This window comes from Jannaschia aquimarina (assembly GCF_000877395.1).
Lineage (GTDB): Bacteria > Pseudomonadota > Alphaproteobacteria > Rhodobacterales > Rhodobacteraceae > Jannaschia > Jannaschia aquimarina.
On record NZ_JYFE01000048.1, the window covers coordinates 13,592 to 26,109 of the forward strand.

Below are 12,518 nucleotides of genomic sequence, written 5' to 3' on the forward strand. Positions count from 1 at the left end.
TCAATGGTGCTTCCGTTGGCTGACCAGTCGCGCGCGCGGTCGATCGCTTCCGGTCGCGGCCGTCATGCTCTTTTCCCAGATCGCCGTCAGAACGCAGTTGGTCTCGTCGCCGTCGCAGTTGCCGCTGCTTCCGGCGATCATGAACTCAACCGTCCCCTCGGTGGCATCGTAGACGACGTCCATGAGCTTCCGAAAGAGGTCGAAGCTTAGAGCATACTCAGGAAAGACCACCGCGTTGATGCTGCCCACATCGTTCAGCGCCGTTCCGATCAGACTTCGGACGATCTCGCATATCTCGTCGCTTCCGCCGTCCAGCCAGGTCTGGCTGACGCCGAAGTTTCCCCACCGGGCCCCATCTCCCTGGTTCTCCCGGACCTTCGCGAAGTCCAAGGCACGCAAGTGATAAGGAAGGGGCACGAGGAGAATGTCGAGGCTTTCGCCGGCGTCGGCCTTGGGTTCGCCCTGAACCTGTTGCCAGGAGCATCGGACGGTCCCCTCCGGCCCGGTGATCGCAAGGTTCCGGGAAATGCTCCTAAGGGTACATCCGACTTGCGTGACCCGTCCCTTCGGCTGGACGCAGACGACCGAACTGTCCGCGGCACCGGCGAACGTCGCGACGTGCCGGTTCGCCCGCACCATGTTCGGCACCGCCCCTCCGGAAACGACGGTCTCCGTCAGACGGCTCCGCTTGACGCGGATCGAGGCCCACCGCTGGAACTGGTTCGCACCCGACGCGTCGTCGGTCGAGTAGACGTGACCGATCCGGTCGCATGCCTCGTCTGCGATGATGAGCATTTGGAATAGCGCTTTCCACCACGGGGGTGCCTCGCGCTCGGCAGGCTGGCCTTCCTGGCCCACTGTATCCCGATGCCACTTCTGGACGGAGCCCATCTTGATCTGCTGCCGACGTCGGCTGAAGACGAGTGCCCAAAGCGAGTGGAGCAGTTGCGGTGGGCTGGAGGTCTTCCTCCATTGGAGGCTGGCTTCGACGCACCTCTTACGCTCGGCCTCGTTGATGACCACCATCAGAGGAGACGGTCGTCCAGTCGCCGGCTTGCCGAAGCGAGGCGACGCAGTCGGATCGGGCTCAAAGTAGCCCATGAGGCCCATCTGTTGGATCATGTAGGCGCAGAAGGCGAACACGTCGTATGGCAGGACCGGGGTGAGCCTCCACGGCGAGTCGAACTCGGACGGTTGGTCCGTAGTCTGCGCCACGTCCGATGACGTGATCTGCGGCAGGGCTTCGCCTTCCGAGAGCAATTCCTCGATCAGACGCGGGTCGATCGCCTGCGTCCCGTTGGGGAAGACAGTCTGGAGCACGTTTAGAATCGTCGTGCGTCCGCGATGGTCCATCTGCGCGCTCCGAATGTGACGGCAATGCGACATCGCTAGCCCCTTGCAACATAGGGAACAACACCACATGTTGGGGCTATGACACGGACAACACATGTCCCAAGGGTCTCACTTGTGCGTATGGGCGACACCTCACGCTCGTTCATGCGCATTTGAGTAGGAAACCTTTCCCTGCCAGCATGCGTAGTGCTATCACCTGTCGATACGCGGCCGGGGCTCCATCCCGGCCGCCTTACGCTTTCGACGTCAAGGACTTGACATTACTCAGCTGAACTCCGCCGCGATGATCGAGGATGCGATGACAACGCTTCCCGGTGAGACCGAGGCGCTCGCCAAGGGCCTCGCCGCTGCCATCCGGGAGTCTGCTCATGCATCCATGAAGGCTACCTTGCCCGATGGCATCGAGGACTCCGATGAGTATGCGGTCTTCGATGTACCCACAGGGATCGTTCAAGTCAGCCCTTTTCGGAACGTGGCCGTGGAGGGCTCGGTCGATCATCGACTTGTAAGCGCCGCGCGCGAGTTGATCGACGCTTTCGAGTAGATGGCCGCCACCGGCGGTCTCGTTCGAATACCGCCGTAGGTCATGGTTCAGGCCTTCGCCCGATGTTCACTCGTCCGTAATGCCGGACCCCGTTCGGCTCGTTCGTACCGCTTCGAGGAAGCTCTTGTGCGCGAACCGCTGTAGCTCGGCCGCGGCTGCACGCGCGCTTTCGGATGCAGCCGTCAGCTCATCCGAAGAGGCATCCCGACCCGACGCCTAGCGATCATCTCAGCCCGCGCGCGTTCCAGTTCCTGTCGCTGCGCCGGGAACGCGTCCCTGCGATCTAGGATCTCGCCGCGAACCGCATCGCGCAGGACCGGGTTAAGACCTTCCAGCGCAAGCGGAACGGCTACCTTCGAAGGAGGCCATCGTTGGCCTGCGATCACCGCGACCGCGAACCCGAGACACACGAGATTGAGGGAAAGGGATACGACGAACCCGATGAAGGTGAGACGGCATCCGCGATCCATCACAGCAACCCCTACCAAAGTAGGCCGCCGGACGTCCCGGTGAACGCCGCATGCGCCGTCGCGACCAGGCGTTCGTCCTCGAAAGCATCCGTGACCGCCCCACCCGCGTGGTATCCCAAGACCACGTACGCGATGGCCGCTGCGCCGGCGGCGATCCGTGGCGCGCCGCCGAGACGGGTCGCAACCCTTGGGGCCGAGCCGTCGTTCGCTGCCGCTCCTGGATCGATCGTCGACCGCTCAGGTGGCTCGCCCACGCTCACGGCAAAAACGTCCTGCACGGACGGTCGATGCGCCTCGTCGTCGACCGCGAATGCCTGCTCGATATCGAGGTCGACATACCGGACCTCCTGAAGCAAGAAGAGCAGCCTTCCATCTCGACCGATCGCATTTCGCGCACGCACGGCTTTCTCGGAAGGCCATCGGTCGAGATCCTAACCCCAGCGCAGGAGCGACTCCTCGAACTCGTTCCACGTCATCGTCATCCGCTCAGTTCCCTCCCCGGCGGTCTCGCGCCCGCCGCTTCTCACGTAGAGATCTGCGGGCGCGTATAATCAATTGCTCCGCTTCCCCTCTGCTGCTGCCGACCACGACGGCGATCTCGGCGGTCGATAGTTCCCCCTCCACGGCCAGGATGAGAGCAGCCCGCTGTCGCGCGGGAAATCCCGCGATGTCGCGCCGTACGGCTGCGAGCTCTTCTACCGCGATCACGTGCCGTTCGCCGTCGCCGCGGGAGCGGCAGCAGGCCATGATGGGCAAACGAAGTTCGCGCCGTCGACGGGCAGGCGTCCCGCTGAGCTGTAGCCATCTTCGAGCGCAAACCCCTCACGTCTTCCCGGCTAAAGGAGAAAGAGCGAGGAGCACCTCAGCGCTTGTGCATTAAGTCCAGCACGTCATCGTACAGGCTCTGCAACCCTGGCTCATCCGGCCGCGACACCGCATACGTGAGCCGACTGATGTGGCTACCTGCCCTAGCAAGACGCCCTAAACATACCCTCAGATGCCGAAGTGTGATGATCTCGGGACCGTTGTTCAAGCGGCATTCGAAATGTGCCTCACTTGATCCGTCACTCGCAGCTACGCCGTAGCCCTTCAAGCCATGGGCGATCGAGTTCCGGATCCTTAAAGCCTCGGCAAGCTGATCATGCAACGCGTTCACGACTCGCAGATGGTCCGCACGGTTCTGCGCACTGTGAACGTGCAGGTCCTTCCACCTTGCCAACGAACGACCGATCCCATGCGGTTTGTTAGTGCTCAGCGGATCACCTAGCGCTGCAATGGCTTCCCCCAGCTCGGCCTCCACGCTCGACCAAAGCATGAATAGGGAACCAGTGGCCTCCCTCATCTCGGCGATTGTAGCCGGAGGCTCTGACCAATCGTTCGGACGAGGCGTCATATCTAGCGGACCTTCATCCCACTGGTTCGTCTGCCTAAGCCATCGGCCGAGTCCCCACGCAGCCAGATGCCGTCGTAGGCCACATCTTCTACCTGAAAGCTGGGAAAACCGCGGTTCTTCATCTCGGCGGCCGCAACCTTCGTCGGCACGCCCCTCTCCTCCGCCAGTGTCTTCGCCGTCACGAACCGCTCGTGGAACGCAGCCGCATCCTCCGCCGTGATGCACCGCCTCAAGCTCCGCGTCGCGATGTTCATCAGAGTCGTCGACGGCGTGTGCCCATCCTCGACAAGCCGCGCGAAGGACCCCGCCCGGCTCAGCCCAACCCGTTTCTGGAACGCAGCCACCGTCATTGCCCCGTCGTCCGTTTCCCAATCCTCCGGGAGGATACGTGCGACGTCCGCCTCTCTCACCATGATCGACGGATAACCTTCCTCCCTGGCCAATCGTGCCGTGGCGAGCCGACCGGATCGGACGGCCTCGAGAATGTAGCGCACACCTCCCGCTATCTTCGGCGCGGCCTTCTGGAGACCGATCCAGCCATCCGCTCGCTCGATGGTCGACGCATCCGCTGGCAGGAGGGAGGCGAGGAACCCGTTTGCGTCCGCACGCCGCCACGGGCGCTTGATCGACGGGTTCGCCACGAACGGCTCGAACAATCCTAGGTCGGCAAGGCTACGGAACTGATCGCGCGAGATCCCGAGACGCTTCGCCATCTCCTTCTCGCCCACGAGCGTCAGCACCTCTTCAAGCAGAGGCTTCCAGCGCTCCGCGTCGAACGTCAAGACGGCGTCGGGCCGAGTGTCGTCCGCCGGGATCGCCCCCCTCTCCACCAGGATGGGCCGGAGCGTAGCCGTCTTCAGCCCGACCTCGGCGGCGGCGGTTCGGACGGAGTGGCACCGACGCACCTGAATAACCTCTCCTAGCACGCGTTCGCCGGGCGCGATCGGCCAGTGCCTGAGGATAACGCTGCGTAGACGATCCCGCATCGGGTCGAACGCTTCGTCGTCCGCGAGATCGCCGTCGAGGCGGGTGTAGAGCCGTCCGAAGGTCTTCTTCGCTCCGTCCTGCGGGTCCGCGCGCCGACGGAGAAGCTTGTGGAGCGCCGCGTTCAGACCGGCGTCTCCGTCGCGCAGCACCCGGAAGCCCCGCTCCAGCGCGGCGTGCAACCTGCCGGTCTCATCGTCACCTGCCTCTCCGTCGACGTTCAGTTCCTCGCCGAGAAGCTGACAGAGTTCTGCGGCCGCATAGAGCGAAGGTTGTCCAAGGGCGGGCCCTACCATGGGGTGGGCGAGCCGGTCATCGAGCCAAAGATCGAAGTCGGTCGGGGTTCGATCCAGTCCGTCCAGCACCCCGGCCGTGAGGTCCGCTTCGATCTCACGGAGGTGCGGCAACTGATCGAAGCGGCGAGTCGGCTGACGCTCTCGCCAAAGCGGAGCGAGGTCCACGCCGTGCCGGATGCAGACGTGAACGTAGCGTAGCTGCCAATGGCCGCGCATGACCATCGCGGCGACGCCGCCGACTTCCGAGCGAAGCGCGTCCTCTCGCAGGCAGGCGGGGCATCCCCGGACCTCGGGATTGCGCAGCGCCCGGGTGACGAAGATCTCATCCCGGAAGCGCATACGGACATCGCCGATTGCGACGCCGGACCAGGAAAGGAGTTCATCTACGTCGGCTGGGGAGATCCGAGCGACCTCGGCAAGCCGTTCCACCGACCCGTCCTCACCGCTCAATGTCCCCCGCACCGGCAGCCCCATCTCTTCGAGGAACGTCGGAAGGTCTATCAGGTGATAAGCCGCCACACGGGAGAGGAAGGAGGGCAGCGTTTCGCGCGCGGCCGGGGTCGGGTGTTCTTCGGGCGGCATGGGAAGAGAGCACCACGGTGGGAGCGAAGCGGCAAGCCGGGGTTATGATACGAGTGCTGCCGACGCACTGCGCCAGTCACGTGCCGATGGGTGCGCAAGCTGCACGATTTTCGGACCTTCAGAATGGCAACAGGAGAGCTGCGACGCCGGGTTGTCGGCGCCGCTAGAAAACTGCCATTTCGGGCAAATAGCTACCTTTCGACCGCATGGTTATCTGCCATCGGTCCTGAACGCTGGGCGTTCGGCAGGCGTGATGAAGGTGCATTCGGCCGTCGTCATCTTTGGGAGCGGTAGGTAATCGATTTCCGAAATCCGATGTCGGCCTGACTTCATTCTTGCTGTCTGAGCGCCTCGATCACCGACGCCTCGATCGAACCGACGATGGCCCACGTCGCCACGCCTGCACCGATGGCAATGAGGAAAAGAAACGTCGGAAGGGCGATCGCCACAAGAGGACCGGAACGCCTACCTTTCTCGGTAATGGCATCGATCGACCACGGGAGAACCAAGCCTGCGACCGCGCAGACCGCGAGGCCCCCGGCGAGGAGGCCGCCCATCATCAAGGGCAGCTTCTGTTGTGCGTGCGGGATCGAAAGGCAGACCGCCGATAAACCTGTCCAGAAGACTACGGCATGGGTCTTGTCGGCAATGATCCAGAGCAGCTCGCCGCTCCGGCGCCATTCATTCCAGTATTCGTCGTTCATATCATACTCCTATCGTGACGGGTGGAACCGGTCGCATGTGTTAGGGCACTGTCAGTCAATGACGTGCTATCTTGCTTCTCCACTCACCCTCCGCCATGTTTGAAGCGGGTCTGAAAACCCGGACTAGGAATAGCTGCATCGTGGAACTGGGTTCGCCTCGTGTCGCATGCGGTGATGCGTGTGACCGCTTGGCGGCCGTCACCTCCGACTCTGTCGGGGTGGCGGCGCTATGCAACACCCGTAAGGGGAAACCGCCGCACCTGTATTCCTAGCAGGTTTTCAGCCCCCGGCGCCCGGCCGGTCCGGGTTCGACCTCCCGGACTTGGAGGTCGTCCTTAGGGGGCGGATGTGGCGGCGGACGACGAAGTAGAGACGGAGAGCGGCGCTCGATTGGTCCCGGCCGGTAAGCGACCTCAGGCCAACGACCTCGCAACGATCCTGGACGGTCGCTACGTCACCTGGCTGACGGCTAACGCCACCTGGACGGACTTAATCCGAGACGAGGACGCCATCGGCACGGTCGAGTACGGCGAGGTCACGGCCAACCTGCGCAAAGCACGCGATGCTGCGTCCAGGACCCCGCCCCGTTGCACGGATGACCTAGCCGCACTCCTTCACATTTGGTGGGACGAGTATGGCCTTTACTTGCGCGACGACGACCTCGACCTCCCGGACGAAGCCCACGATCCGGCGCCGCTCTTCATCGCTCGGATGTGGAGGGCCGCGACAGGGCTGGACGGCTGGCCCCGCCAGATCGTCGGCACGCCTGAAGGTTCCCCTTGACCGCCCTCCGCCTCCTCGTCCTCGCCGACCTTCACATCGACAAATGGCTCGTTCACCGTCGTGATCCGCTCGACCACCTCATCCCCGAGGATTGGGCGTCCGTCGATCTCTGCGTCCTCGCCGGCGACCTGACCGATGAAGCGCCGAAGCGATGGCCCCGGGCCTTCGATTGGCTGGGCAAGCGGATCGCCCTCGGGCGGGTGCACGTGTTCGAAGGCAACCACGACTACTACGAGACGGCCTTCGACGATGGCGGGCGGCATGCCGAGATTGCCGCCGCCCAAGGCGCGAACTATGCCCAGATGGGCCGGATCGTCCTGGGACGGCACCGGTTCCTCTGCTGCACGCTCTGGACCGACTTCGCCCTGACCGACGACCGTCCCCGCGCGATGGCCGACGCGCAGGCGTGGATGAACGATTACGGCAGCATCCGGGTGGCGCGGGCGGGGTATCGCCGCCTCCGCCCCGCGGATAAGGCCCGGCGGAACGCGGAGCACCGTGGCTGGCTCGATCGCGAGCTGGCCGAGCCGTTCGACGGCGAAACCACCGTGGTGACGCACCACGCGCCGCATCCCGGCGCCCTGCTCGATCCGCAGGCCGACGTCGCCCCGGCCTACGCGTCCGACCTCACGAAGATGATCGAGCGGCACCGCCCCGCGCGTTGGATCCACGGACATACGCACGTCTACCACGAGACCACCGTCGGCGGCACGGAGATCATCTGCGCGAGCGTCGGCTACCCTTGGCAGCGGTCCCGGGGCGAGACGGAGATCGTCCCTCGGGTGATCGAACTGCCTGACCCGGCCGGCGGCACCGCATGACCGCGCGCGATGACATTATGGATCGATTCCCCGTCGTCTCGACGTGGACTTGGTTCCATAAGCCGACCCGGGCGTACTACCGCCTCCAGCGGGACGACGAGCACGGTCCGCCGCAGGAGGGGCGGGACCGGGCGTTCGAAGAGCTGACCACGGCCATGGACACCGCGCTGTCGGACGAGTGGGTCGGCTACCGCATGGTCGAGGCCGCTCTGCACCACCCGCCGCCGGAGCCCGAGATCCAGAACGCGGAGACCCGCTGGACTCGGACGGCCGTGATGGTAGCACAGCTGAAGAAGGCCGGCGTCGAGGGCGCGGACGAGGTGCGCGACGTCCTGCCGGGATGGCTGACGCCGATGGGAATGGCTGTCCATGGGATCGTTGAGCGGATCGCGCTGCAAAACGGACCATGCCGCGTGGTGATCCAGCGGATCAAGAAGAAGTGGGGGACGCTGCGGATCTCCATCCGGGCCGAGCCTGGGGATCTCGCACGCGACATCTCGACCATCGCCCGTTGGGCTGAGGCCTGCACCGTAGGGCGGTGCGCGGTGTCGGGGCAGCCGGGAGAGGTCGTGGGGCCGGGGTGGATGCTCACGCTGTCGCCAGAGATGGAGCGGCTGCGAAACATCGAGCCGTGAAGGTTCAGGCGAATGGTGTCTCCAACTCAGTCAGTCAATCCGCCGACGGCCACCTCAAGTGACAATTGATCAACACTACTTCCAATCCACTCCAACGGTGTTCAGTTCACAAGGTTGAGGCCATTCTCCGGGAGGGCACGCCGAGTATATGTTCTTCAGGGCGGACCATCGCAGGAGGCACCATCGAGTCCGATCAGTCGCCGAAGCTGACATCGCCCGATCCAGCAGCTGCCGATCCCCCACAGGAGATCGAGTCCCCCACGCGTCCGGCAGGCTTACCGTTGACGAACACCGTTCCCGAGCCGCCCGACAGACTGCGCGGATGCGGCGACGCGGGGCATGTCGGGCAGGCGTGCGGCGCGTAGCTATCTCCCTGGCGCACGACGGCGATGCCGTTGACGAAGACGTCCGGAGAAGCGCCCGTCGCCGGGGTAGAGGGGAAGTGGCATGCATGGCCTGAACCGGTATCGCCGAGGCGGGTGGCTTTGGGCATGATTCAATCCTCCTATCCGGCATCCTCCGAGCGAATATCTTCAATAGTGCCGTCTCCACGATTTAAGATAAGCGCCTTAATGCCAGGCACCATGCGCGATCCAATCATATCGGCAAGCGCTTCTTTCGACAGGACCGCTCCCTCGTCGCGCATGACGGCACGCTCGAGATTGAAAGTCTCTGCATAGAATTCTAAGAGAGCGATATGAAGTCTGGGCGTGCCCGTACGGATAGAGAGATGCAGGAATGGTTTATCGTTGACGCGCATGTCGGCTGGTAGTTGCATGTTTGAGCCTAGAGCAGTGTGTTCTGAATTTCATTCTGATGGACGATGTTTTCGGACGGAACAGCATATCGAGCAGCGGCGAATGCGATCCATTCGGCCGGGTCTGACAAACGATGTGAAAGGTCCGATAGCCAGGTCACATGCCCATGGCGGACAGCAAGCACCGTTCCATCGGAACGTATAATTGCCGCCGTTTCGGAGAACTGGTCGAACATGATCGCCAGGTCGGTCCAAACATGATGAAACTCTGCATCTTTCTCCATCCGCGCAAGACAGGCGAGATCAGTATAGACCCGTAGTCTGGACGAGACCTCACCTGCAAGCTTTCCGGCCCCGTCCACGCACCGCCAAACGAGTTGGCCGGTTCCATACCAATCGAGCTGCCGTCTGCGGCCCCCGGTAGCCTTCGACATCTGCGCAGAGAGCGCGTTTGCCGAAAGGCCGATCTCACACGAGCCGAATAGGGTAAAAAGCGTCGCCATGGACTAAGGATCTTTCGGAAACAGGCCGGAGCTTATGGTTCGTTCGAAGGAGTGCTACGACACGCCTTGTCTTCGAGTAGAGACAGTAAGGGCATTAGTGCCAAGGTTGCATCCTCTTCGTTCAGTTCGCTCCGAGGGCTTAGAAGCGGTTCGTACCGACCGATGTCATGATCGACCCCGACCGCCAAGGTCGGTCGACACACATCGTCCCATGGATCGGTCTCGTCCGGAGCTGGCTCGTCCGGGAAGAGGAGCGCCTGGTGCGACGGATCCCCAACGATTCGCACCTCTCCAGGGGCGCGACCTGAATCGACCATGCAGATCAGCCCGTTCTGAACCAGCTCCTGGAGAATAACTGCGACGTCGAAGAATTCGGCGCTGTCTACAGGCACCGGGGGCGTACTTTCCCGCACGTCGGTTCCAAAGGCGAAATACCAGTCGGTCCCTGCATCCGGCGGGGAAGAGAGGCCGTTGACCGCATCGGCAAGCTTCCAGCCATTCGGCGGCAAAGCCGATATCAGAATGTCCCGTCTGCCTAGTTCCATGCGTCCAAGAAGTGGCGCGTAGGACGTCAAATGTATGTCTTCGGCGGCCTTCCGCGATACCGTAGCGTCGAGCCGCTTTGCGATCGCATCAATTGCCGAGATCGCATCTTCGAGCGATCCGAAAGCATGCACCGTATCTTCGGCGCCGTGGTACCAAGAGATAAGCGTTCTATGAGCATCCATCTACTGTTTTCCTCTAGTTCGCCGAAAACGCTGGGTTCGTATACGTTAATATCCGACCGGTTCTGTTATCGATGATGATCACTTGCGCAAATCGCTGCTCTTGAAAGCGCCTGAGTTCGGATAAGTACGCACTAGGCGGCGGCCCTCCATCTCGCCCGATACGGACCACAAAGTTTCGAGATTGGTTCTTATCCAGTTTATTCGTTATCTGACGCAGCATCGCTTCAGGCGATCGCGGAGAGAAATGATCGAATATGACGCCGTTTATGCGGTAATCCGGTCTTTTCGTGTTCGGCGTGTCCGCATCGTATCCATAGTCTCCGTCGCCGTAGGGCGACGGAGATCCGGGGCTATCGTCAAGCATTTCGACCCGGTATCCAGCATCGGCTAGGTCCTGTCCGCTCCGACCCTCGTCGACCAAATCCTCTATCTCTCGAAGACGGTTCGGATGGCGACCTGGGGATCTAGCGAGCTGCTCGGCTCTGATCTCATCGGGCGTCTGCCCGGCGTAAGTACCGGCACGACCGTATCTGGGGACGCCACCATTGTCCGGCCCACCATAGAGCTCCACAGCATCCGGATCATCCGGCGATAGGTAGTCAGGCCTGACGTCCCCTTCGGCCTGCGGAGCCGGGCCGTTGGGGGTCGCCGCCCCGTTTCCATCGGGGTCGTCGACGATAGTCTCAGGGGACTCAGAATCGTCCGGCCGGTCGAGATCGGGGCGGTCGCCATCGGGGATGCCGCGCCTGACGGTCTTCACGATCCGCAGGAGAGCTCCGCCGCCGAGCAACATCTGTCCGATTTGGCAGACAAGGAAACCCACGGCATAGTCCGGGTCTTCCCGCATGAACTGTCGGAACTGGGCGACCAGCTGTTCGGCTCTGTCACGGCCGCGTGCTGCCATCGCGGCCCACTCGTCTTCCGTGTAGACAAGAAGGATCGCGCGGGTGAGTGCAGAAAAGACGGCGTTACTGTCCAGCGTATCGCCAAAATAGGTGTGAAGTGCTGCGAGTAGCTCGACGCCCTCCTTCGCGTTCTGCTCCAATGCGTCCCGTATTTCGGCGATCTGACGCCCGAACTGTTCATCCGCGTCATCATCTGTAAACCACCCAGGGCCCCAGCGCTCCCACGCGGCAGCAATGCCGCCACCAGCGAGGCCTAGAAGCTCCGTAATTAGTTCCCAGAGCTCTATCAGCGTCTGCCGTCCGCACTCTATGAAACCAGTTAAAGCGGAACCCTTCTCTCGATGACCTTCCTCCGTCCGTGTATCTACGGCGTCGTCGTTCTCAGGCTCGCCCTCATCCACCGGTTCGGTAGGCGCAGGATCAACGGTCGGTACTTCATCCGATGGAACAGTTTGCGGCGCATCCGGGCTGGCACGTCCATCGTTGAGTGGTGGAGCTATGGTCGAAGGTAGAGCAGGAGTATCCTCGACTGGCGGAACGATCGGCTGGCTCGGCAAGATTGGAGCGGCCCGCATCCCATCTTCTAGACCTTCTGTCTCGCCACAGTGGGAGGACACCGCACTTGGCGGCATCCCACCTAGGGAACTCAGCAGGAGCGGCGTACTGTAATCCGGACAGTCTTCGTCCTCATGGGGTTGCTGTTCGCCCATGGCGTCTGGCGGCAAGAGGGTGCCGGAGCGGAACCGGGCCAACGTTGCCGGCCCAAGGTCCTGCGATCGATCGCCGATGGAAACCTCGGGTGATGCCGCAAACCGTGCTGCATAGGTTTTTGTCGCTGCACTCAAGGCTGCGATATCGGTCGTTCCGTTCTGGAGTGTAGCGAACGCATCACTTGCGATGTCCAAAGAACTGTCATCGATGGTGGTAAGGGCGGCCGGCTCGATGCCGGGCGGGAACCTCGACGTCGTTCCAGGCCGCGGCTCTATATCGGAAGACAGCATCTCCTTCGTCTGACGGCGCGTATCCTCATATCTCTGATAGAAGCCCATCTTCGGCCTTC

14 protein-coding genes are annotated in these 12,518 nt (G+C 62.6%); 4 read left to right on the forward strand and 10 right to left on the reverse strand.

The window, feature by feature from the left end:
• The gene (locus tag jaqu_RS13150) at positions 1-1,353 is read right to left on the reverse strand and encodes a hypothetical protein (RefSeq protein WP_043919455.1); all 1,353 of its coding nucleotides are present in this window, start codon (positions 1,351-1,353) and stop codon (positions 1-3) included.
• A 283-nt stretch (positions 1,354-1,636) separates the two neighbouring features.
• Between jaqu_RS13150 and jaqu_RS13155 the strand changes: the two genes are divergently transcribed.
• Positions 1,637-1,897 carry a hypothetical protein gene (locus jaqu_RS13155; RefSeq protein WP_043919456.1) on the forward strand — a complete coding sequence of 87 codons (261 nt, stop codon included), beginning with the start codon at positions 1,637-1,639 and terminating at the stop codon, positions 1,895-1,897.
• A 481-nt stretch (positions 1,898-2,378) separates the two neighbouring features.
• On the opposite strand, the gene jaqu_RS13165 is transcribed toward jaqu_RS13155, so the two are convergent.
• The 4 genes from jaqu_RS13165 to jaqu_RS13185 all read right to left on the reverse strand — a co-directional run bounded on the left by jaqu_RS13165 (position 2,379) and on the right by jaqu_RS13185 (position 6,326).
• Complete coding sequence (locus jaqu_RS13165) at positions 2,379-2,723, reverse strand: hypothetical protein (protein ID WP_141134366.1); 345 nt, start codon at positions 2,721-2,723, stop codon at positions 2,379-2,381.
• A gap of 130 nt (positions 2,724-2,853) precedes the next feature.
• Positions 2,854-3,114, reverse strand: coding sequence for an RNA polymerase sigma factor (locus jaqu_RS22405; RefSeq protein WP_141134367.1), 261 nt, complete (start codon positions 3,112-3,114; stop codon positions 2,854-2,856).
• Between the two features lie 648 nt (positions 3,115-3,762).
• A complete protein-coding gene (locus tag jaqu_RS13180; RefSeq protein WP_043919460.1) occupies positions 3,763-5,622 on the reverse strand; it encodes a TniQ family protein in 1,860 nt (619 codons plus the stop codon).
• Positions 5,623-5,951: 329 nt separating this feature from the next.
• Entirely contained in the window at positions 5,952-6,326 is a 375-nt protein-coding gene (locus jaqu_RS13185; protein ID WP_043919461.1) for a hypothetical protein, read from the reverse strand.
• Between the two features lie 348 nt (positions 6,327-6,674).
• On the opposite strand from jaqu_RS13185, the gene jaqu_RS13190 reads away from it, so the two are divergent.
• Genes jaqu_RS13190 through jaqu_RS13200 form a run of 3 tightly spaced genes read left to right on the forward strand, consistent with a single transcriptional unit; the run spans position 6,675 to position 8,565 of the window.
• Positions 6,675-7,109, forward strand: coding sequence for a hypothetical protein (locus jaqu_RS13190; RefSeq protein ID WP_043919462.1), 435 nt, complete (start codon positions 6,675-6,677; stop codon positions 7,107-7,109).
• Positions 7,106-7,930 (forward strand): metallophosphoesterase, encoded by an 825-nt coding sequence (locus jaqu_RS13195; RefSeq protein ID WP_052500959.1) that lies wholly within the window; start codon positions 7,106-7,108, stop codon positions 7,928-7,930. Before jaqu_RS13190 ends, jaqu_RS13195 begins: the two co-directional genes overlap by 4 nt.
• 17 nt (positions 7,931-7,947) lie before the next feature.
• A complete protein-coding gene (locus tag jaqu_RS13200) occupies positions 7,948-8,565 on the forward strand; it encodes a hypothetical protein (protein WP_141134368.1) in 618 nt (205 codons plus the stop codon).
• Between the two features lie 193 nt (positions 8,566-8,758).
• Here jaqu_RS13200 and jaqu_RS21130 read toward each other — a convergent pair whose 3' ends face one another.
• From jaqu_RS21130 to jaqu_RS13225, 5 genes are read right to left on the reverse strand one after another with little or no spacing between them, the layout of a single operon-like run.
• On the reverse strand, positions 8,759-9,058 hold the full coding sequence (locus jaqu_RS21130) for a PAAR domain-containing protein (RefSeq protein WP_043919464.1): 300 nt from the start codon (positions 9,056-9,058) through the stop codon (positions 8,759-8,761).
• A gap of 12 nt (positions 9,059-9,070) precedes the next feature.
• Positions 9,071-9,325: a hypothetical protein gene (locus tag jaqu_RS13210; RefSeq protein WP_141134369.1), complete on the reverse strand. Its 255-nt coding sequence runs from the start codon at positions 9,323-9,325 to the stop codon at positions 9,071-9,073.
• A 26-nt stretch (positions 9,326-9,351) separates the two neighbouring features.
• The gene (locus tag jaqu_RS21400) at positions 9,352-9,825 is read right to left on the reverse strand and encodes a hypothetical protein (RefSeq protein ID WP_141134370.1); all 474 of its coding nucleotides are present in this window, start codon (positions 9,823-9,825) and stop codon (positions 9,352-9,354) included.
• 32 nt (positions 9,826-9,857) lie between these two features.
• Positions 9,858-10,553, reverse strand: a complete 696-nt coding sequence (locus jaqu_RS13220) for a hypothetical protein (protein WP_043919467.1) — start codon at positions 10,551-10,553, stop codon at positions 9,858-9,860.
• 13 nt (positions 10,554-10,566) lie between these two features.
• On the reverse strand, positions 10,567-12,507 hold the full coding sequence (locus jaqu_RS13225) for a CdiA C-terminal domain-containing protein (protein WP_141134371.1): 1,941 nt from the start codon (positions 12,505-12,507) through the stop codon (positions 10,567-10,569).
• Between the last annotated feature and the right edge of the window lie 11 nt (positions 12,508-12,518).

Coding starts and splice junctions, on each gene's coding strand:
- jaqu_RS13150 (WP_043919455.1), bottom strand. CDS start 1,353: ATGGACCATCGCGGACGCACGACGATTCTAAACGTGCTCCAGACTGTC.
- jaqu_RS13155 (WP_043919456.1), top strand. CDS start 1,637: ATGATCGAGGATGCGATGACAACGCTTCCCGGTGAGACCGAGGCGCTC.
- jaqu_RS22405 (WP_141134367.1), bottom strand. CDS start 3,114: ATGGCCTGCTGCCGCTCCCGCGGCGACGGCGAACGGCACGTGATCGCG.
- jaqu_RS13180 (WP_043919460.1), bottom strand. CDS start 5,622: ATGCCGCCCGAAGAACACCCGACCCCGGCCGCGCGCGAAACGCTGCCC.
- jaqu_RS13185 (WP_043919461.1), bottom strand. CDS start 6,326: ATGAACGACGAATACTGGAATGAATGGCGCCGGAGCGGCGAGCTGCTC.
- jaqu_RS13200 (WP_141134368.1), top strand. CDS start 7,948: ATGGATCGATTCCCCGTCGTCTCGACGTGGACTTGGTTCCATAAGCCG.
- jaqu_RS21130 (WP_043919464.1), bottom strand. CDS start 9,058: ATGCCCAAAGCCACCCGCCTCGGCGATACCGGTTCAGGCCATGCATGC.
- jaqu_RS13210 (WP_141134369.1), bottom strand. CDS start 9,325: ATGCGCGTCAACGATAAACCATTCCTGCATCTCTCTATCCGTACGGGC.
- jaqu_RS21400 (WP_141134370.1), bottom strand. CDS start 9,825: ATGGCGACGCTTTTTACCCTATTCGGCTCGTGTGAGATCGGCCTTTCG.
- jaqu_RS13220 (WP_043919467.1), bottom strand. CDS start 10,553: ATGGATGCTCATAGAACGCTTATCTCTTGGTACCACGGCGCCGAAGAT.
- jaqu_RS13225 (WP_141134371.1), bottom strand. CDS start 12,507: ATGGGCTTCTATCAGAGATATGAGGATACGCGCCGTCAGACGAAGGAG.